Here is a 20,728-nt window from a genome sequence, read left to right on the forward strand (position 1 = left end):
GAAACTGTCTCGGATTGTGCAGCTTGAGAGACTCGTCAATAATACCTCGGTGATATTATCAACAGTTTCAATTTTTCAGCTTGTTCCAGATTGTTAAAGAGCTTATATCGCTAAACCGATTCTTAAAATCCGCTTAAAGATACATCAACGACCACGCCTTTCACCCGTCGTCCCGCAAGGTGGCGTCCCCTAGGGGATTCGAACCCCTGTTACCGCCGTGAAAGGGCGGTGTCCTAGGCCTCTAGACGAAGGGGACCCGATAGTCAGCTTCGCAGACGCACCCGTGCTCTACTTTCATCAGACAATCTGTGTGAGCACTGCACTCAACGCATCTCAGGTAAGGAGGTGATCCAACCGCAGGTTCCCCTACGGTTACCTTGTTACGACTTCACCCCAGTCATGAATCACAAAGTGGTCAGCGCCCCCCTCGCGGTTAGGCTACCGACTTCTTTTGCCACCCACTCCCATGGTGTGACGGGCGGTGTGTACAAGGCCCGGGAACGTATTCACCGTAGCATGCTGATCTACGATTACTAGCGATTCCGACTTCATGGAGTCGAGTTGCAGACTCCAATCCGGACTACGACAGACTTTGTGTGTTCCGCTTGCTCTCGCGAGGTCGCTTCACTTTGTATCCGCCATTGTAGCACGTGTGTAGCCCTACTCGTCAGGGCCATGATGACTTGACGTCATCCCCACCTTCCTCCGGTTTATCACCGGCAGTCTCCTTTGAGTTCCCACCTCAACGTGCTGGCAACAAAGGATAAGGGTTGCGCTCGTTGCGGGACTTAACCCAACATTTCACAACACGAGCTGACGACAGCCATGCAGCACCTGTCTCAGAGCTCCCGAAGGCACAACCTCATCTCTGAGGTCTTCTCTGGATGTCAAGAGTAGGTAAGGTTCTTCGCGTTGCATCGAATTAAACCACATGCTCCACCGCTTGTGCGGGCCCCCGTCAATTCATTTGAGTTTTAACCTTGCGGCCGTACTCCCCAGGCGGTCGATTTAACGCGTTAGCTCCGGAAGCCACAGCTCTAGGCCACAACCTCCAAATCGACATCGTTTACAGCGTGGACTACCAGGGTATCTAATCCTGTTTGCTCCCCACGCTTTCGCACCTGAGCGTCAGTCTTCGTCCAGGGGGCCGCCTTCGCCACCGGTATTCCTCCACATCTCTACGCATTTCACCGCTACACATGGAATTCTACCCCCCTCTACGAGACTCTAGCCAACCAGTCTTAGATGCCATTCCCAGGTTGAGCCCGGGGATTTCACATCTAACTTAATTGACCGCCTGCGTGCGCTTTACGCCCAGTCATTCCGATTAACGCTTGCACCCTCCGTATTACCGCGGCTGCTGGCACGGAGTTAGCCGGTGCTTCTTCTGCGGGTAACGTCAAAATTTAACCCTCTTCAGGCCAAACCCTTCCTCCCCGCTGAAAGTACTTTACAACCCGAAGGCCTGCTTCATACACGCGGCATGGCTGCATCAGGCTTGCGCCCATTGTGCAATATTCCCCACTGCTGCCTCCCGTAGGAGTCTGGGCCGTGTCTCAGTCCCAGTGTGGCTGGTCATCCTCTCAGACCAGCTAGGGATCGTCGCCTAGGTAGGCCATTACCCTACCTACTAGCTAATCCCATCTGGGTTCATCCGAGGGCGTGAGGCCCTTTCAGGTCCCCCACTTTGGTCTCGCGACATCATGCGGTATTAGCCACCGTTTCCAGTGGTTATCCCCCGCCCTCGGGCAGATCCCCAGACATTACTCACCCGTCCGCCGCTCGTCAGCAAAAGTGCAAGCACTTTCCTGTTACCGCTCGACTTGCATGTGTTAGGCCTGCCGCCAGCGTTCAATCTGAGCCATGATCAAACTCTTCAATTTAAAGTTTGATGCTCAAAGAATTGCCCTGTTAGTTCGTAATGAATTAACTGTTGTTCACTCTTCAAGACTTTAAGACGTATTTTTTTGTGATACGGTCTTGTGAGTGCCCACACAGATTGTCTGATTAATTGTTAAAGAGCAGGCCAAATCAAAAATTAATATTCTCGCTCAGCCGGGCTGCGTATATTACGCTTTCCGCCCGCAGAGTCAAGCGCTTATTGGCTTTTCTCTGCCTAGCCTGACAACGTTTATCAGCGTTGTGTCGGTCAGTGGTGGCGCATTATAGGGCGTTCTTCGGCGCTGGCAAGTGTTTATTTGCAAAAAACTTTCGTTCGCGTTTTTTTTCAACAAAACACTGATAAAAAGAACAAACAGGCTATTTTTTACTCATCATTCTAAAAAAACTATCGGTAAAACGATCGACTTGCTGCCAATCTGTATACTCAATCTCCTGAGTTGTATCCGTTTCCCCACCAGTCATTTGCATGATCAACTTAACCATTACACGATCCAACCAACGATAACGAGGATAAAGTAATGCGCCAGCAAAAACACCGCACAGATCTGGTTTCCAAGGTGTATTAAGCAAAAATTTACGAACATAGACATTCGTTTCGGGAGTACATTTCTCTGGCTTCCTTGCTGTTAAATTAACGCCAAAAAATGCGGTTGGCATTTTATTAAGTTGTTGTTTATGGCAAATAGCGAATTTTTTTAGTACTGGATCAAAACGGCCATACCTGATTGAAGCTCCAATCATAACCTTGTCATAAGATTCCCAATTGACTCTTTTTACTGTTGCCAAGTCTTTAAGATCACATAATTCCCCTGCTCTACGTAGATTTTCAGCAATACAGGTAATAATTTTCTTCGTCTGCCCATCTCGGCTGGAATAAAGTAATAAACAATTCATATCTATGTCCTTGTTCCCAATAGGCTATTCACGCCAAAAGGTCGGTGTAAATAAAACTAACAAAGTGAATACTTCTAAACGACCAAACAACATTGTTATAACTAATATCCACTTAGCTATCGGATTCATTGCAGTAAAGTTATCTGCAACAACACCCAACCCTGGCCCTAGATTATTCAGTGTAGCGGCTATTGCAGAAAAAGCAGAAAGCTCGTCTACACCTGTTGCGATCAATAACAGCAAGCTGATGATAAACACCAAAGCATAAGCGGAAAAAAATCCCCAGACTGCTTCAATAATACGTTCAGGTAATGCCCTTCGCCCTAATTTAAGGGTGTAGACCGCATTAGGATGAACCAACCGTTTCAACTCACGGGAACCTTGTAGGAATAACAATAAGATACGAATGACCTTCAGTCCCCCTCCAGTCGAACCTGCACAGCCACCGATAAAAGCAGAACACAATAACAATATTGGCAAAAATGATGGCCAACGGGCAAAGCTATCTGTACTAAATCCGGCTGTTGTCGCCATTGAGACAACCTGAAAAAAAGCTTGGTTCAATGTCTCCATCCCAGATTCATAAACAGCGTAATACCACAAAATTAAAGTACAGATAATCACCAATACTAATTGAATAGAGATAAACATACGAAATTCAGGGTCCCGCCAGTATACTGTCAGGCTACGCCCTGTTAACACCGCGAAGTGTAAACTAAAGTTACAACCAGAAATCAACAAAAAAATCGCAATAATAGTGTTTATCGCTGGACTATTGAAATAACCAATACTGGCATCATGAGTAGAAAATCCACCGATTGCGATAGTTGAAAAGCTGTGAGAAATAGCATCAAAAACTGACATACCCGCTGCCCATAATGCCAAAGCGCAGGCGATTGTCAGTAACACATAGATCAACCACAAGGTTTTTGCCGTTTCAGCAATTCGCGGACGCATTTTATTATCTTTCAAAGGTCCTGGCATTTCGGCTCGATAGAGCTGCATTCCTCCAACCCCAAGCAGAGGTAATATTGCAACTGCCAATACAATAATCCCCATCCCCCCCAACCATTGCAGCATCTGCCGGTAGAAGAGAATCGCTTTAGGTAAGGAATCAAGTCCAATAAGTGTTGTCGCCCCGGTTGTTGTTAAACCGGAGAAAGATTCAAAGAATGCATCTGTAATAGAAAGATTTGGCTGTTCAGAAAAGATAAAAGGTAAAGCACCAACACTTCCTAATACCGTCCAGAATAAAACCACGATAAGAAACCCTTCTCGGGGTTTTAGCTCATGTTTTTGCTCCCGATTAGGTATCCAAAGCATCAAACCGATAACTAAGGCAAGAATAAATGTCTGACTAAATGCACGCCCAGCTCCATCACGATAGATAAGTGCTACCAACCCTGGAATAATCATAGTGACGGAGAAAAGAATGACAAGCAGCCCAACAATACGGGTTATGGCACGAAAATGCATTCAGCTGGTTCCTTAGAAATCCAGTTACAGAGAATATTTACAGATCAGGTGTTAAATACAGTACACCACGACTCAGATCACGTAATTTATCACTGACTTCACTCACCAGGGTAGCTGGGAGTGAAATTTGCAAAGTAACATTCTCTGTATACTCACTGGAAATGATCTTCCCTGCTGATTTTTGTAATAACTGTTCAATCATAGAGATATGGGCGTATTCACACTGTAAAGAACAGAGTTTCTGGGGAACCTTATACTTTGTTTCCAGTAACTTCAGCGCCTGTTGGACACTACTTCCATATGCCCTAACCAATCCACCAGTACCTAACTTTATTCCACCAAAATAACGGACAACAACCGCTGTTATTTCACCAACATTATTTCCCATAAGCTGAGATAATATTGGCTTACCAGCGGTTCCTGAAGGCTCGCCATCATCTGAAAAACCTAATTGTTGTGAATCATCTGGTGCACCAGCAACAAATGCCCAGCAATGATGGCGAGCATCAGGGTATTGAGCTTTAATTTGCTGAATAAACGCTTTAGCTTCCTCTGCTCCGCAAGTGTGTTTCAGCAGAGTAATAAAACGGCTTTTTTTAATCTCTTCAGTCCAACTCACTGAAGCTACCGGTATCAAATAAGGTTTCATTATGGCAGTTGAAGATCCCGAGTCATGTTTTCCACTTTGTTTTCATGGATGACAATATTATCTTCGATACGTATGCCACCGAAAGGTTTAAACATCTCTATTTTATTCCAGTCAAAATGTTTACTAAATTCACTTTCACGCCAAGATGCAAGCAACGATTCAATGAAATAAAGGCCCGGCTCTATGGTTAACACCATACGAGGTTCCAAAATACGGGTACAGCGCAAATATGGATATATAGCCGGGGATGCTAAATGTGTACCTGTATCATCCTGCATAAATCCTGCCACATCATGAACCTGTAATCCAAGAGGATGGCCAATACCATGTGGAAAAAATGGCATTGTTAGTCCTTTCTCAAGCATAGTTTCTTCGCTGATATTTTTTACAATACCATGTTTTTTCAGCAAGTTAGCAATTCGATGATGCATCTGGATATGATATTCGGTATAGCGAACTCCTGCTTTAATTGTGCTGATGAGAGCTTTTTGTTCAGCATTCAAATCCTTAATCAGAGAAGCAAATTCGTTATTACTTTTTGCTGCATAAGTACGGGTAATATCTGCTGCATAGCCATTATATTCAGCACCGGCATCAATCAGCAAACTACGTACTTCGGCAGGTGCATTGTGCTGTAATACTGTGTAATGCAAAACTGCCGAATTCTCATTCATAGCAATAATATTATCATAAGGAACATCCGTATCACGGTGACCTGTTGCCATTAGATAAGATATATTGATATCAAATTCACTCATACCAGCCTGAAATGCTTCATAAGCTGCCAGATGCCCGACAACAGCCGTTTTTTGCGCCTCACGCATACAAGCTAATTCATAGTCTGTTTTGTATGAACGATAAAAATGGAAATAATCCAGAACAGCCTTTGGATTGATATTATGTTCAGAGAAACCAAGTTCTTTTGCCCTTTGTGGTGAGCAACCGATATAAACAACATTATGTTTTACATAAGGGTTTAACTCCGAATTAATATCTTGGGTATTTACCAAATGAATTATTTCAACTTCTTTGGTCCAATAACTGGTAGGAAGCGGTTCTACGCTATGCCAATAATCTACTGGTGAATAAAACCATAATTTAGGTTTATTAATACCATCTACCCATAACCAGCAATTAGGTACTTTAGTTACTGGCACCCAAGCTTTGAAATGAGTGTTAACTTTGAAAGGATAGTCTCTGTCATCAAGGAAAATACATTGTAACTCTCCTGAGTGAATAAGCAGAGCATCAAATTGATTACGTACCAATACTTCACGGGCACGTTGTTGTAATGTAGAGATATGTTCGCGGTACAGAGATGCCAACTTTTCCATTTTAATTGACCTTTTTTATTTTATGGCTGAATCATTAGCTTATCACAATCATTGATATTTGCAGGTATCACGCCAAAATCATCTCAATATTATCTGACTCTACTAATCCCTTATTTATCAAAATATAAAAACAATTATTGTCAATGAGATACAAATCTCACTTGTGATCACCCTTGCAAAAAATTAATCACTCATTTGCATTTACTTAACATAATAACCACAATCAAACCCATCTGGTCATACCAGATGGTATGCGCTCATTTAGGAGAACGACATGCTCTATCAAAGTGAAACAATTCAAGTAAACTGGCTGAAAGATGGCATTGCTGAGCTAGTCTTCAATGCCCCAGCCGCTATTAATAAACTGGATACCAAAACTGTTGCATCTCTGGATAAGGCTGTCGCTATCCTGGAGCAACAAACTGAACTGAAAGGCGTTTTATTACGTTCTGAGAAAGCCGCATTTATTGTTGGTGCGGATATTACTGAATTTCTCTCTTTATTCGATTCACCCGTAGAAAAACTGCAAGAATGGCTTGATTTCTCAAATAACATTTTTAATCGGATAGAAGATTTACCCGTTCCAACCATTTCTGCAATAAATGGTTATGCTCTTGGTGGCGGTTGTGAATGCGTTCTATCTACAGATTTCCGTGTAGCCTCCCCTGACGTACGCATTGGACTGCCAGAAACCAAGCTTGGTATTATGCCTGGTTTCGGTGGCTCAGTTCGCCTTCCACGCCTTATCGGGACAGATAATGCACTGGATATCATCGCCGCAGGTAAAGATATTGGTGCGGAAGAAGCATTGAAAAATGGCCTTATTGATGCCGTTGTTTCTAATGAAAAACTGATTAATTCTGCAGTTTCCATGCTGGAACAGGCTATTGCAGGAGACCTTGATTGGAAAGCAGCACGCCAGCCAAAATTAGAGCCTTTAAAGCTCAATGAAATCGAACGTGCTATGAGTTTTAATGTGGCAAAAGGCATGGTGATGAAAGTTGCCGGTCCACACTACCCAGCCCCCATCACTGCTGTTAAATCCATAGAAAAATCGGCTACATTTGGTCGTGATGAAGCACTGAAACAAGAAACTGCCAGCTTTATTCCTCTGGCTCAGACAAATGTCGCCCGTGCTTTAGTCGGTATTTTCCTTAATGACCAGTATATAAAAGGGCTGGCGAAAAAACATCTGAAAGAGGTCACAACACCTGAATATGCTGCCGTTCTAGGCGCTGGAATTATGGGTGGCGGCATTGCCTATCAATCTGCCCGCAAAGGGATTCCTGTCATGATGAAAGACATCAGTCAGCAGGCTCTTGAGTTAGGCATGATTGAAGCGGCAAAACTTCTAAACAAACAGTTTGAACGTGGTCGTCTAGACCCCATAAAAATGGCTCTAACCCTCTCTTCTATTCAACCTACACTAAATTATGCCGGTATCGAGCAAGCTCAAATCGTAGTTGAAGCAGTAGTAGAGAATCCTAAGATCAAAGCAGCTGTACTATCAGAAACTGAAAATTTGGTTAATGAAGATTGTATCCTGGCATCCAACACTTCAACAATTCCAATTTCAGAATTAGCTAACTCCCTAAAACGCCCGGAAAACTTCTGTGGTATGCACTTCTTTAACCCGGTACATCGTATGCCGTTGGTTGAAATCATTCGTGGTGCAAAAACCTCTGAAAAGACAATTTCAACTGTAGTTGCCTACGCCAGTAAAATAGGGAAAACTCCTATCGTCGTTAATGACTGTCCGGGATTCTTTGTAAACAGAGTACTTCTACCTTATCTCCTCGGCTTCGGTCTTCTATTACGTGATGGTGGCGATTTCCGTCAAATAGATAAAATCATGGAGAAAGAATTTGGTTGGCCAATGGGTCCTGCTTATCTTATCGACGTTATTGGTCTTGATACTGCACATCATGCTCAATCAGTCATGGCCCAAGGATTCCCAGATCGTATGCAGCGTGATTATAAAGATGCCATTGATGTTTTATATGACAATCAACGTTACGGGCAGAAAAATGGTATCGGTTTCTATAAGTATACGCAGGATAAGAAAGGCAAACCTAAAAAAGAGCAAGACGAGCAAACAGATCAACTTCTGGCAACCATCTGCCAACCGAAGAATAATTTCTCCGGTGAGGAGATCATTGCCCGTACGATGATCCCAATGATCAACGAAGTTGTCCGTTGTTTGGAAGAAGGTGTCATTGCCAGCCCAGCAGAAGCTGATATGGCTCTAGTCTATGGCCTCGGCTTCCCTCCGTTCCGTGGTGGCGTTTTCCGTTATCTGGAAACGATGGGAACAGCAGCTTACGTAAAAATGGCTGAAAATTATGCTCACCTCGGTGCTCTTTATCAGGTACCACCTGGTCTGAAAGCCAAAGCTGAACGTAATGAAAGTTACTACCCTACAGCAGCAACGATTGCTGTCAGCACCGGAACAACAGCGTGAGGTCTGGAAACATGGAAAATGTAGTCATTATTGATGGCATCCGCACCCCCATGGGGCGCTCAAAAGGTGGTGCATTCCGTCAGGTCCGGGCTGAAGATCTCTCTGCTCACCTGATGAAAGAGATATTTAAACGTAATCCGGCAATACAGCAACATAAAGTAGATGATATCTACTGGGGTTGTGTTCAACAAACTCTGGAGCAAGGCTTCAATATTGCCCGTAATGCTGCATTGCTGGCGGGTTTCCCTCATTCTGTACCAGCCGTGACTGTTAACCGGCTGTGCGGTTCATCAATGCAGGCATTGCACGATGGCACCCGTATGATTATGACCGGAGAAGCCAATATTACGTTGGTTGGAGGTGTAGAACATATGGGTCATGTTCCGATGACTCATGGTGTAGATTTCCATCCTAAAATGAGCCGAAGTGTCGCCAAAGCAGCGGGAGTTATGGGGTTAACCGCTGAAATGCTGGCAAAGACTCACCATATCAGCCGTGAAATGCAGGATGAATTTGCTCTTCGTTCTCATCAATGTGCAACACAAGCAACGCAATCAGGTGCATTCTCCAATGAGATATCACCAACTTACGGCCACGATGCTGATGGTATACTGAGGCTGTTCAATTACGATGAAGTTATCCGTCCAGATACCAATCTGAAAGATCTGGCAGCTCTACGTCCTGTCTTCGATCCGGTAACAGGTTCGGTTACCGCAGGAAACGCCTCTGCCTTATCCGATGGTGCATCTGCAATGCTGATAACCAGTGAAAGCTATGCCAAAAATCTGGGACTGAAACCTCGCGCTCGTATCCGTTCTATGGCTGTTGTTGGTTGCGATCCTTCCATTATGGGATATGGTCCTGTCCCTGCTACACAAATAGCGCTCAAAAAAGCAGGTTTAGAGCTGTCCGATATAGATGTAATTGAGCTCAACGAAGCATTTGCCGCTCAATCACTTGCCTGTATGAAAGGTCTAAATTTACTGGATAGTATGGATGACAAAGTAAACCTTAATGGTGGCGCAATTGCTCTCGGACACCCATTAGGCTGCTCAGGTGCTCGCATCACAACAACATTGCTGAATCTGATGGAACGCCGCGATGTTCAGTTTGGCTTGGCAACCATGTGTATCGGCTTAGGTCAAGGTATTGCTACCATCATAGAAAGAATGGATTAAGAACTTATCTGTAAAAAAATATTATAACTGAGTCGTTGTTGCCGTAATTCCCGCCTGTCAGGGGCGGGTTTTTTTATTATTATTTTTTAAATAAATTCGAAAGCATCACCATACATACTGTCAGCGGAAGCATCACGCTCACAACAAAAGCGCTCACGAGCAATTTTTGCCATTTCAAAGCGCCCAGCAATATAGATATCATAATTGGCTAAACTGCCAAAATCTTCTAGCACTGCTTTTAAAACTGTCCCAGTACGTCCACACCAGTCATTCTCCGACTGTTCAACAACTGGAACAACTGTCAGATTAGAATAACTATCTGTAAGTAACTGTAATTCAGCAAGATCATATAAATGTTGTAATTCTCTACCTCCCCAGTAAATAGAGATTTTACGCTCAGGTTGTTCTTCCAAAGCTGTTAGCAATATAGAACGGGTATAAGAAAAACCCGTACCGCCTGCAATCAATAACAACGGATTAGTGCTACTCTGACGGAACCAAGCTTTACCATGAGGAATATCAATATCAATTATTTTCCGTTCAAGAATTCTATCCATCACAGCCATTGCATACAGATTCAGTTCAGAAGCACCAATATGTAATTCAATAAACTTCTTTTCTGAGGGCGTTGATGCCATTGAGAACGGACGTTTATCTCTCTCATCCATCACCACCATCAGATACTGACCGGCACGGAATGAGAACGGAGAATCAGGAAGTAACCGAACCCGATAAACCGTATCAGTAATAGCCTCTACGGAGGTTACTTTACAGCTCAGTGTTGTCATGCGTTCCCTCTTATGGTCTTAAAATATCTAATTCATCCCAAATCTTGTTGACGCGGGTACGCACTTCTTCACTCATCACGATAGGGCGTCCCCATTCCCTCTGCGTCTCCCCCGGCCATTTATTCGTTGCATCCATACCCATTTTCGAACCTAACCCTGAAACTGGTGATGCAAAATCGAGATAATCGATTGGAGTATTCTCCATTAATACCGTATCTCTTACCGGGTCCATTCGCGTAGTGATTGCCCAAATGACATCGTTCCAGTCTCTGGCATTGATATCATCATCACAAACAATAACAAATTTTGTATACATAAATTGTCGCAGATATGACCAAACCCCCATCATGACCCGCTTGGCATGACCTGCATACTGCTTCTTCATAGTCACGACGGCAAGGCGATAGGAGCAACCTTCTGGAGGCAAATAAAAATCGACAATTTCAGGAAATTGCTTTTGCAAGATCGGCACCAGCACCTCATTCAATGCAACACCTAATACAGCAGGTTCATCTGGTGGACGGCCAGTATAAGTCGAGTGATAAATAGCATCGTGACGTTGAGTAACGTGTGTCACAGTGAACACTGGGAACATATCGATTTCATTATAATAACCCGTATGGTCACCATATGGCCCTTCTGGAGCTAACTCGCTAGGCTCAATATATCCCTCCAGTATGATCTCAGCGCTTGCTGGTACCTCCAAATTATTTGAAAGGCATTTCACAACTTCTGTTTTATGTCCTCTTAACAACCCAGCAAATGCATATTCTGATAACGTGTCAGGAACTGGCGTCACAGCACCCAATATTGTCGCCGGATCAGCCCCCAACGCGACAGCAACTGGGAAACGTTCTCCTGGGTGAGCCTGACACCACTCCTGAAAATCAAGAGCCCCCCCACGATGAGATAACCAACGCATAATGAGTTTATTTTTACCCAACACCTGCTGGCGATAAATACCAAGATTTTGCCGCTCTTTATTTGGACCACGGGTTACTGTCAGCCCCCAAGTAATTAGCGGGGCAGCATCCTCTGGCCAACAGTGCATTATAGGAATACGGTTTAAATCGACATCATCACCAACCCAAATTTGCTCCTGACAAGCTGCAGTATTAAGCCGTTTAGTCGGCATATTAAGAACTTGCTTAAATTTCGGCAGCTTATCTATCAAATCACGAAAACCTTTAGGAGGATCGGGTTCTTTCAAAAAAGCTAGCAACTTACCTACATCATGCAAAGCTTTAACATCATCCTGCCCCATTCCCATAGCAACACGTTTGGCAGTACCAAACAAATTACACAATACAGGCATTGAATAACCTTTGGGATTTTCAAACAACAAGGCAGGCCCACCAGCGCGGAGGGTACGATCCGCAATCTCAGTCATCTCCAAATAAGGATCAACTTCAAGGCTGATACGTTTCAACTCACCTTTCTGTTCCAGTAAGGCCAGAAAATCTCTCAAGTCACGGTATTTCATACTATCCATTCATGCCGGTTTTTAAGGGGAGAGAAAACATTATAAGCTATCCCACTCAGCTTTTTTGTGTTTTTTTAGAAGACTACAAGGTAAACCAATAACTTAATAAAAAGCAATGGGTTTAATTCAACCTTGAGATCTCAAAGTCAAATACACCTGAAATTAACATAGCAGCATAGATACCATATTTAGCAATTATTATATCCAATCGATCTTGAGCATAACTCAACCGTTCGAGTTATCTAAAAGTTTGCCATTATTCAACAGAAATACTTAATCCTTATCTTAATTGCAGAAAAAAGTACCAACCTTATATTGACTACTTTATCCGTGGCTTACCATGATATTATTCATCGCTTTTTTACTAAAAACACAGTACTCACTCATAACAATAAATATCTATCATCAAACAATTATCACTAAGATAATGCCTGTAATGCCCTTGTCTATTTTGCTATGCTTAATAGTCATTGGATCAAGGTTAAATAAACATGGAAAACTGGTACCTCATCTACTGTAAACGTGGACAAATTTCACGAGCAATAGAAAATCTGGAACGACAGGATGTTGCTTGCCTGACTCCTACCGCGAGAATTGAAAAAATAACCCGTGGTAAACGTACTGTGAATACAGAACCACTTTTTCCTAATTACCTGTTTGTTCAGTTTGACCCGGAAGTCATTCATACTACGACTATCAATTCAACGCGCGGTGTCAGCCATTTTGTCCGTTTTGGTGTGCATCCGGCAATCGTACCGGAAACTCTGATTAAAGAAATCGTGTCAGCAACTGAGCAAGAATATGTATCACCCGATACACCCGTAGCGGGTGATACGGTATTAATCACCGAAGGAATTTTTGAAGGATTACAAGCTATCTACAATGAACCAGATGGAGAAACCCGTTCTATTTTGTTGCTCAATATTCTGAATAGGCAATTACCCAAGGCACTTGATAACAAGCAGTTTGTGAAGATTTAACCAAACAAAAAACGGGCAGAATTCATATTCACCCGTTTTTAATCGATATTACAACCGCTGCTCAATTAACTGTTGAGCAACCTGTTTTGCAAAATATGTCAGCACGCCATCTGCTCCCGCACGCTTGAAACACAACAGGGATTCCATAATTACCTGTTCCGGTAACCACCCATTCTGGATAGCAGCCATATGCATGGCATATTCACCAGATACTTGGTAAGCAAAGGTTGGGACACCAAATGTCTCTTTTACCCTACGGATAACATCCAGGTAAGGCATACCCGGTTTAACCATCACAGTATCAGCGCCTTCCTGCAAATCCTGAGCAATCTCTTGCAACGCTTCATCGCTGTTAGCAGGGTCCATTTGATAATTCTTTTTATTACCACCTTTTAGATGACTACTTGAACCGATAGCATCACGGAAAGGACCATAATAACCAGAAGCATACTTAGCGGAATAAGCCATAATCTGAGTATTTACATGACCTTCCTCTTCAAGCTTCTCTCGAATTGCACCAATCCGTCCGTCCATCATGTCACTTGGCGCAATAATCTCAGCACCAGCCTCCGCATGTGACAGCGCCTGTTTGACCAAGATATCTTTGGTAACATCATTAATTACATAACCATCCTGATCAATAATTCCATCCTGACCATGTGTAGTGAACGGATCTAATGCTACATCAGTCAATAATCCCAGTTCAGGAACCGCTTCTTTCAGCGTGCGTATAGTCCGTTGAATTAGTCCATCAGGACTATAAGCTTCTTTCGCATCCAGAGATTTTTTATCTGCTTCAATAACAGGAAACAGAGACAATACAGGAATCCCCAACCGGGCAATCTCTTCAGCTTCTTTCAACAAAAGATCAATTGTCAGACGATACACCCCTGGCATAGAAGGAACTTCCTGACGACAGTTAGTCCCTTCCATCACAAACACAGGATAGATTAAGTCATTGACAGTTAATTGATTCTCAGCAACTAAACGACGGGAAAAATCATGGCGGCGCACTCGACGCATACGGCGACCAGGGAAAGTGCCTGGAAATGCATAGCTCATATAGCTCTCCTAACTTAAACCCAGCGCCTAGCGCTGGGTTAATTAATATGCTATTGCTTTGTGTAATATCTTAGCACTACAGAACGACATATTAAGATTACTATTATCACTTTTCCGTATTTGCTTCCGATACTTGCTCGTCTTCTGAACGATCCCCTAATTTGCGCTGTCCAGTGTAAAAACGGGAGAGCAAAATACCCAGTTCAAACAACAGATACATAGGAATAGCCAGTAAAGTTTGCGAGAAAACATCTGGGGGAGTCAACAACATACCGACAACAAAAGCGCCTACCAAAATATACGGACGCTTTTTCTTCAGAGACTCAGGTGTTACCACCCCGCTCCAGCACAATAAAATAATGGCAACAGGCACTTCAAAAGAAACACCAAAAGCCATAAACAGTGCCATGACAAAACTCAAATAATTACTGATATCCGTTGCAATCAAAACCCCTGCTGGTGCTGTCTTAGCAAAGAACCCAAAAGCTATCGGAAATACGACGAAGTAAGCAAATGCCATCCCCAAATAGAACAACAGACTACTGGAAACGAGCAGAGGGATCATCAAACGGCGTTCATGCTTATATAACGCGGGAGCAATAAACGCCCATACCTGATAAAGAACCATAGGTGCAGATACAAATATCGACACCATAACGGTCAGTTTTATCGGTGTAAAAAAGGGAGAAGCCACATCTGTCGCTATCATACTAGCACCTTGAGGTAATTGCTTAATCAAAGGTGCAGAGATCATCTGATAGATGTCGTTAGAAAAATAAACCAATGCTAAAAAAACCACTAATACAGTCAACAAACTGTTTAGAATTCTCTTACGCAGTTCAATAAGGTGACTGATAAGTGGTTGGGTATCATCAACAGCCATGTTTTAGTGTTCACCATTAAACTTAATTAGAAGTTTTTTTCTTCGTTTCAGAAGTCGTTTTATCATCCACTATAGAAGAAGATTCGGATGAGTCCGTAACCTGAGGCGTTGCCGGATTTTGTACTACCTTCTCTATTTCTGATGCCTTTATATTCTCTACATCAGGTTCATTTTGGTATGCTTTTTTCAAAGACTCAGCAGCTTCTTTTAGCTCATCCATCGAAGCTTTTAATTCTGGAGATAAATTCTGCAACCCCGCTTCTTCTTGAACTTTTTTCAAGCTTTCCTGAAGTTCCTGCAATTTCAGTTCTTGGGCAAGCTCATTTTGGACATTAGCAGCCAAAGAACGTAACGCCCTGATCCAACCAGCAACCGTTTTTACTGCCACCGGTAACCGTTCTGGCCCCAGAACTACCAAGCCAATGACCATAACTAACAGTAGCTCACCAAAACCAATGTCAAACACGGTTTATACCTGCTCTTTATTTTTGCTCTCAGATGTTTCAGATCGAGCTACAGATTGTTTTTCAGTAATGTTTTTAGTCTCAAAATCAGCATCATTACTGGTTTTTTGTGCTTGCTGAGGCTGATTATCATCCCCTATCGCTTTTTTAAAACCTTTAATAGATTCTCCAAGATCAGAACCTAAAGTGCGGAGTTTATTCGTGCCGAACAACAGCACCACAATGACCGCAATGATGAGTAATTGCCAAATACTTATACCGCCCATTCTGATTCACCTCTACTTAACAATGATTATTATTAATAGTTCACTATACCCATCATCTTTCAAGTTACCTCTTTGTTGGCTGCACTCATTCACCCCGGTCACATAGTTATCTATGTTCCCTGGGATTCGCTCCCTTGCCGTCGCGATGCATCTTGAAATCCATAAGGTATATACATACGATGAACTATAACCGATCTCTCGAAAAAAATTTTCCCTAAGACAAATATTACTAAATTTTACGCAATCGATACCAACCAAACAACCAAGAAACGACACCAGCACCTATAAATAACCAAGGAATATTGGCTAAGCCAGACAACAAAAATAAACTTCCACAAAGAAACAACGTCGCACCAACTCCGAGCAAATATTGTGACTGTCGCTGCCCTATCTGCTGTCCTTTTAGCTGATCTGATAGTCTCTCAATGTTGGCTTGCAAATATTTATGCTGCTGAAGACTGTCATACACTAATTCGGGTAGTTCTGGCAACTTTTCTGCCCAATAAGGCGCTTTCTCTTTTAGCGCGCGAATAACAGCAGGTAATCCGACCTGACTATGTAACCACTCCTCCAGAAACGGTTTTGCTGTTTTCCATAAATCAAGTTGTGGGTACAGTTGCCGTCCTAAACCTTCTACATACAAAAGCGTCTTTTGCAGAAGAACTAACTGGGGTTGAACTGCCATATTAAAACGACGTGCAGTATTAAACAGATTCAAAAGAACATGACCAAACGAAATTTCTGCAAGCGGTTTCTCAAATATTGGCTCACAAACTGTACGGATTGCAAATTCAAAATCTTCAACATTGGTATCACTTGGCACCCAACCTGAATCCACATGAAGTTCCGCAACTTTCCTGTAATCACGATTAAAGAAAGCAATAAAATTCTCAGCCAGATAACGTTTATCATCTTTATTAAGAGAGCCAACAATACCGCAATCAATACCAATATAGAATGGATCTTCAGGATGTTCATAACTGACAAAAATGTTTCCTGGGTGCATATCTGCATGGAAGAAACTGTCACGGAAAACTTGAGTAAAAAAGACCTGAACACCCCGTTCAGCCAGCAATTTCATATTGGTATTCTGCGCTGCCAACGCTTCAATATCAGAAACCGGAATACCATACACCCGCTCCATCACCAGAACATTTTCACGGCAATAATCAGAATAAATTTCTGGCACATAGAGCATTGAGCTCTTTTCGAAATTACGACGAAGCTGAATTGAATTGGCTGCTTCACGCAACAAATTCAGCTCATCAATCAACGTTTTTTCGTATTCCCGCACAACTTCACGAGGACGTAAACGGCGGCCATCAGGTAATAACATTGGTACCCAATTAGCCAGACGGTACATCAATCGGATATCCGCTTTAATAATTGGCAGAATATCAGGACGGATTACTTTGATAACGATTTCCTGACCATTCTCTTTCAACCGGGCGGTATGTACCTGAGCAATTGAGGCAGAGGCCAGAGCTTTGGGTTCAAAGTCATCAAACCAAGTTTCCAGCGTTCCCCCTAAAGAAGTTTCAATATATTGACGGGCAAGAACACCATCGAAAGAAGCAACCCGGTCTTGTAACAGAGCCAATTGATCAGCTATTGCTGGAGGAAACAGATCACGCCGTGTCGAAAGCATCTGCCCAAATTTAATCCAGACAGGCCCCAGTTCCTGTAAGGCAAGTCGCAATCTCTCCCCAAGTGATTTATCTTTATGTCTATTTGGTATCCAGAAGAATAAATAACGTCCAAAACGAAGAGGCCAAGTCAAACGAATTCGAGGAATCAATTCATCCAATCCGTAAGAAAGAAAAACACGTATAATCAAATAAAGGCGCCTTAATTCACCTGGAGTCATATTTTTCCTCTAATACCGCCAATCGCTGTTCTATTTGCCTGATATCGTCGGTCAACACGTTGACTTCTTCACTAAAATAAGCCACTTCAAGCTTATTTGGTGCCAATTTCCATTCTTCTGTTAATGCTTCCGCCAAATAATTTTTCTGGCACGTTATTGAACCGGAAACAAACTGAAATCCCTTTTTAACTACCTGGCTGATACTCTCAGCAGCGATATCCCCAAAATAAGGGGAAAGATAATGGGCCAAATCCCATTCAACCATATCCAGCAGAACAGACCACTGCTGAACAACCTGCATATCCCCTTCAATGACTATTTCACCACGATTGAGTAACCCAGAAAGCTTCTGGCGATCTCGTAGCTTAAACAAAGCAGAAAAATTGGTTTTAACTGTACAATCAGCAGATCCACTCCATCGGCTTAATACGTCCACTTGTTTTTCACTGAATACCAGTGTAAGTGGTGTATTTATTTCTTTCAGCTCAATCGACAAAACTTTACCCACCAGTCGCATACGAGCTTGCCTTAATACAGGTTCGCTATACAACAGGTGATTCAACGATGTTTCCATCACTGCGGTTAAAACCGGCATCAATGTGGAATTAATAGTTTTACTCATTGATGGTCTTTCCATCTCAGAATTTAAAACCTCTATGTAGTGCAACAATACCGCCAGTCATATTGGTATAAGTCACCTGTTCAAAGCCAGCATCTTCCATCATTGTTTTAAGTGTCTCTTGATCAGGATGCATACGAATGGATTCAGCCAGATAACGATAACTGTCAGCATCTTGCACAAAAATCTGCCCCATTTTTGGCAACACATGGAAAGAATAAGCATCATAAGCTTTGCTTAACGGTGCAAGAAAAGGTTTGGAAAATTCAAGCACCAATAAACGCCCACCAGGTTTCAAAACCCGAAACATAGAACGCAGGGCCTTTTCTTTTTCCGTCACATTGCGTAAACCGAAAGAGATAGTAATGCAATCAAAATAGTTATCAGGAAAAGGTAAAGCTTCCGCATTGGCCTGTACATAACTGACATTACCAACAATACCAGTATCACGTAATTTCTCACGCCCAACCTTCAGCATAGATTCATTGATATCAGCAAGAACAACTTCCCCCTTTTCACCAACCATGCGGGAAAATTTGGCTGCCAGATCTCCAGTACCGCCAGCTAAATCAAGTACCCGCTGACCCCGGCGAACACCACTGGCACTAATAGCCACACGTTTCCAAATACGATGGATGCCAAACGACATCAAATCATTCATTAAATCGTATTTTGCAGCTACAGAATGAAATACTTCAGCTACCATACTTTCTTTTTCATCTTTAGCTACAGTGCGGAAACCAAAATGTGTGGTTTGTTTCGTTTGGTCTACCATGTTATTTCCCGCTTTTTATTCAAACTGTTATATACCCGTTATCTTTCAAGTTGCCTCTTTGTTGGCTGCACTCACTCACCCCGGTCACATAGTTTGCTATGCTCCCAGGGATTCGCTCCCTTGCCGTCGCGATGCATCTTGAAATCCATTGGGTATAAAAGTGTATCAGCCTTTCATACAAAACCCTATCCTGGCGTTAATCATTAGCACAGGATGGTTGGTTAGCCCTATCGACCAATTCAGGATCAATAGGACGTTTCACCTCAACCCCTAAATGACGAAAACCCTCCGCTTGGCTTATTAGATTTCCACGCCCCTCAGTCAACTTTTTCATTGCCAACCGATAATTAAGCTGAGCCTTATCCAAGCTTTGCCCTAAACTTTGCATGTCATCAACAAATAAACGCATCTTATCGTACATACGAGAAGCTTTATCCGCGATTAAACGCGCATTTTGACTTTGATACTCATATCGCCACAAATTATTAATGGTACGCACAGCAACTAATAATGTTGATGGGCTAACTAGCATAATATTGTGTTTAAGTGCTTCATCAAGCAACTCAGGTGCCCTGTTGAGCGCGACCAAATAAGCGGGTTCAACCGGAATAAACATCAGTACATAGTCCAATGATTTCAGCCCGGGTAACTGTTGATAATCTTTACGACTCAAACCGCGGATATGGCCTTTAATTGAGTTGATATGTTCCTGAAGAGCCAATTCCTGCTGATGCTGCTCTCTACTGTTAAAATAACGCTCATAAGCCACCAGCGACATTTTAGCATCAATCACCACATCTTTTCCTTGCGGCAAATGAACAACAACATCGGGCTGGAAACGACTATTATCTTCTGCCTTGATATTAACCTGAGTACAAAACTCATGCCCTTCCCGTAGACCAGAAGCTTCCAGGATACGGGCCAACACGACTTCCCCCCAATCTCCCTGAATTTTGTTATCACCTTTAAGGGCATTTGTCAGATTAATAGCCTCTTGCGCCATCTGAGCATTCAGTTGCTGTAAGTTACGGATTTCATGTGCAAGAGTATGCCGCTCACGGGCTTCCTGACCAAAACTCTCCTGCACCTGACGGCGAAAACCATCAAGTTGTTCACGAAATGGAGTCAGAAGACCACTAAGACTCTGCCGATTTTGTTCATCTGTACGGCGACCAGTCTGTTCAAAAATACGGTTAGCCAAATTTTCAAATTGAGTATTCAGACGTAGTTCACTATTGATCAATAACCGCTGTTTCTCCTCAGCAGCAAGGCGACTTTCCTCCAGCCGTGTAGTCACTTCCCGTAGTTCAGATTCCTGTACGCTGTTAACTTCTCTCTGAGCTCGCAATTCCTGGTTCAATTGTTCACATTCAGCCCGCCAGTAAGCCAACTGCTCAAGTTTTTCATTGGCAACTGCAAACTGGCTATTCAGTTCCCGAAATTCCAGTTCTTGCTGCTGAATACGTTGATAAACACAAAACCAGACGGTAGTGCCTCCACCCAGTAAGCCACCAAGAATACCAATCAACGCATATAGCAACTGGATATCCACCTATATTTCCTCTGTTACATTCTTCAGCCAGTTAAGTTAAATAGATACTGTATAGATGTCCAGATCGATTTATACAAGTGGTTCTGTTTGCGAAG

General features: G+C 42.9%; 18 protein-coding genes, 1 tRNA gene and 1 rRNA gene. 3 read left to right on the forward strand and 17 right to left on the reverse strand.

What is annotated here, in order from left to right; translation table 11 throughout:
* Positions 1-180 precede the first annotated feature (180 nt).
* The 6 genes from BDD30_RS09590 to pepQ form a co-directional block, all read right to left on the reverse strand.
* A tRNA-Glu gene (locus BDD30_RS09590) sits at positions 181-256 on the reverse strand.
* 82 nt (positions 257-338) lie between these two features.
* A 16S ribosomal RNA gene (locus tag BDD30_RS09595) occupies positions 339-1,883 on the reverse strand.
* A gap of 376 nt (positions 1,884-2,259) precedes the next feature.
* Positions 2,260-2,796: a menaquinone-dependent protoporphyrinogen IX dehydrogenase gene (hemG, locus tag BDD30_RS09600; RefSeq protein WP_015835950.1), complete on the reverse strand. Its 537-nt coding sequence runs from the start codon at positions 2,794-2,796 to the stop codon at positions 2,260-2,262.
* 24 nt (positions 2,797-2,820) lie between these two features.
* Complete coding sequence (trkH, locus tag BDD30_RS09605) at positions 2,821-4,272, reverse strand: Trk system potassium transporter TrkH (RefSeq protein WP_015835951.1); 1,452 nt, start codon at positions 4,270-4,272, stop codon at positions 2,821-2,823.
* A 37-nt stretch (positions 4,273-4,309) separates the two neighbouring features.
* On the reverse strand, positions 4,310-4,921 hold the full coding sequence (locus BDD30_RS09610; RefSeq protein ID WP_015835952.1) for an IMPACT family protein: 612 nt from the start codon (positions 4,919-4,921) through the stop codon (positions 4,310-4,312).
* On the reverse strand, positions 4,921-6,255 hold the full coding sequence (gene pepQ / locus BDD30_RS09615) for a Xaa-Pro dipeptidase (RefSeq protein WP_015835953.1): 1,335 nt from the start codon (positions 6,253-6,255) through the stop codon (positions 4,921-4,923). The genes BDD30_RS09610 and pepQ overlap by 1 nt, the downstream gene beginning before the upstream one ends.
* A gap of 274 nt (positions 6,256-6,529) precedes the next feature.
* On the opposite strand from pepQ, the gene fadB reads away from it, so the two are divergent.
* Both fadB and fadA read left to right on the forward strand, forming a co-directional pair.
* Positions 6,530-8,716, forward strand: a complete 2,187-nt coding sequence (gene fadB, locus BDD30_RS09620; RefSeq protein WP_015835954.1) for a fatty acid oxidation complex subunit alpha FadB — start codon at positions 6,530-6,532, stop codon at positions 8,714-8,716.
* An 11-nt stretch (positions 8,717-8,727) separates the two neighbouring features.
* Positions 8,728-9,894, forward strand: a complete 1,167-nt coding sequence (gene fadA, locus BDD30_RS09625; RefSeq protein ID WP_041382471.1) for an acetyl-CoA C-acyltransferase FadA — start codon at positions 8,728-8,730, stop codon at positions 9,892-9,894.
* A gap of 86 nt (positions 9,895-9,980) precedes the next feature.
* Here the strand turns inward: fadA and fre are convergent, their stop codons facing one another.
* Together fre and ubiD are read right to left on the reverse strand one after the other, a co-directional pair.
* On the reverse strand, positions 9,981-10,682 hold the full coding sequence (gene fre, locus BDD30_RS09630) for an NAD(P)H-flavin reductase (protein WP_015835956.1): 702 nt from the start codon (positions 10,680-10,682) through the stop codon (positions 9,981-9,983).
* A gap of 10 nt (positions 10,683-10,692) precedes the next feature.
* Entirely contained in the window at positions 10,693-12,165 is a 1,473-nt protein-coding gene (ubiD, locus tag BDD30_RS09635) for a 4-hydroxy-3-polyprenylbenzoate decarboxylase (protein WP_041382473.1), read from the reverse strand.
* 491 nt (positions 12,166-12,656) lie between these two features.
* On the opposite strand from ubiD, the gene rfaH reads away from it, so the two are divergent.
* Positions 12,657-13,145 carry a transcription/translation regulatory transformer protein RfaH gene (gene rfaH, locus BDD30_RS09640; RefSeq protein WP_015835958.1) on the forward strand — a complete coding sequence of 163 codons (489 nt, stop codon included), beginning with the start codon at positions 12,657-12,659 and terminating at the stop codon, positions 13,143-13,145.
* A gap of 48 nt (positions 13,146-13,193) precedes the next feature.
* Here rfaH and hemB read toward each other — a convergent pair whose 3' ends face one another.
* From hemB to rmuC, 9 genes are all read right to left on the reverse strand, one after another.
* On the reverse strand, positions 13,194-14,207 hold the full coding sequence (gene hemB / locus BDD30_RS09645; protein WP_015835959.1) for a porphobilinogen synthase: 1,014 nt from the start codon (positions 14,205-14,207) through the stop codon (positions 13,194-13,196).
* A 106-nt stretch (positions 14,208-14,313) separates the two neighbouring features.
* Positions 14,314-15,090, reverse strand: a complete 777-nt coding sequence (tatC, locus tag BDD30_RS09650; protein WP_015835960.1) for a Sec-independent protein translocase subunit TatC — start codon at positions 15,088-15,090, stop codon at positions 14,314-14,316.
* 22 nt (positions 15,091-15,112) lie between these two features.
* Positions 15,113-15,556, reverse strand: a complete 444-nt coding sequence (gene tatB, locus BDD30_RS09655) for a Sec-independent protein translocase protein TatB (protein ID WP_015835961.1) — start codon at positions 15,554-15,556, stop codon at positions 15,113-15,115.
* A 3-nt stretch (positions 15,557-15,559) separates the two neighbouring features.
* Positions 15,560-15,820 carry a Sec-independent protein translocase subunit TatA gene (tatA, locus tag BDD30_RS09660; protein ID WP_015835962.1) on the reverse strand — a complete coding sequence of 87 codons (261 nt, stop codon included), beginning with the start codon at positions 15,818-15,820 and terminating at the stop codon, positions 15,560-15,562.
* 229 nt (positions 15,821-16,049) lie between these two features.
* On the reverse strand, positions 16,050-17,687 hold the full coding sequence (ubiB, locus tag BDD30_RS09665) for a ubiquinone biosynthesis regulatory protein kinase UbiB (RefSeq protein ID WP_015835963.1): 1,638 nt from the start codon (positions 17,685-17,687) through the stop codon (positions 16,050-16,052).
* A complete protein-coding gene (ubiJ, locus tag BDD30_RS09670; RefSeq protein ID WP_015835964.1) occupies positions 17,674-18,309 on the reverse strand; it encodes a ubiquinone biosynthesis protein UbiJ in 636 nt (211 codons plus the stop codon). Before ubiJ ends, ubiB begins: the two co-directional genes overlap by 14 nt.
* Before the next feature lie 16 nt (positions 18,310-18,325).
* Positions 18,326-19,081: a bifunctional demethylmenaquinone methyltransferase/2-methoxy-6-polyprenyl-1,4-benzoquinol methylase UbiE gene (ubiE, locus tag BDD30_RS09675; RefSeq protein WP_015835965.1), complete on the reverse strand. Its 756-nt coding sequence runs from the start codon at positions 19,079-19,081 to the stop codon at positions 18,326-18,328.
* Positions 19,082-19,100: 19 nt separating this feature from the next.
* Positions 19,101-19,262: a hypothetical protein gene (locus BDD30_RS23555; protein ID WP_170152958.1), complete on the reverse strand. Its 162-nt coding sequence runs from the start codon at positions 19,260-19,262 to the stop codon at positions 19,101-19,103.
* 15 nt (positions 19,263-19,277) lie between these two features.
* Positions 19,278-20,585, reverse strand: coding sequence for a DNA recombination protein RmuC (rmuC, locus tag BDD30_RS09680; protein ID WP_387795866.1), 1,308 nt, complete (start codon positions 20,583-20,585; stop codon positions 19,278-19,280).
* Positions 20,586-20,728 lie beyond the last annotated feature (143 nt).

Source organism: Photorhabdus asymbiotica (assembly GCF_003634575.1).
In the GTDB taxonomy this organism is placed as follows: Bacteria; Pseudomonadota; Gammaproteobacteria; order Enterobacterales; family Enterobacteriaceae; genus Photorhabdus; species Photorhabdus asymbiotica.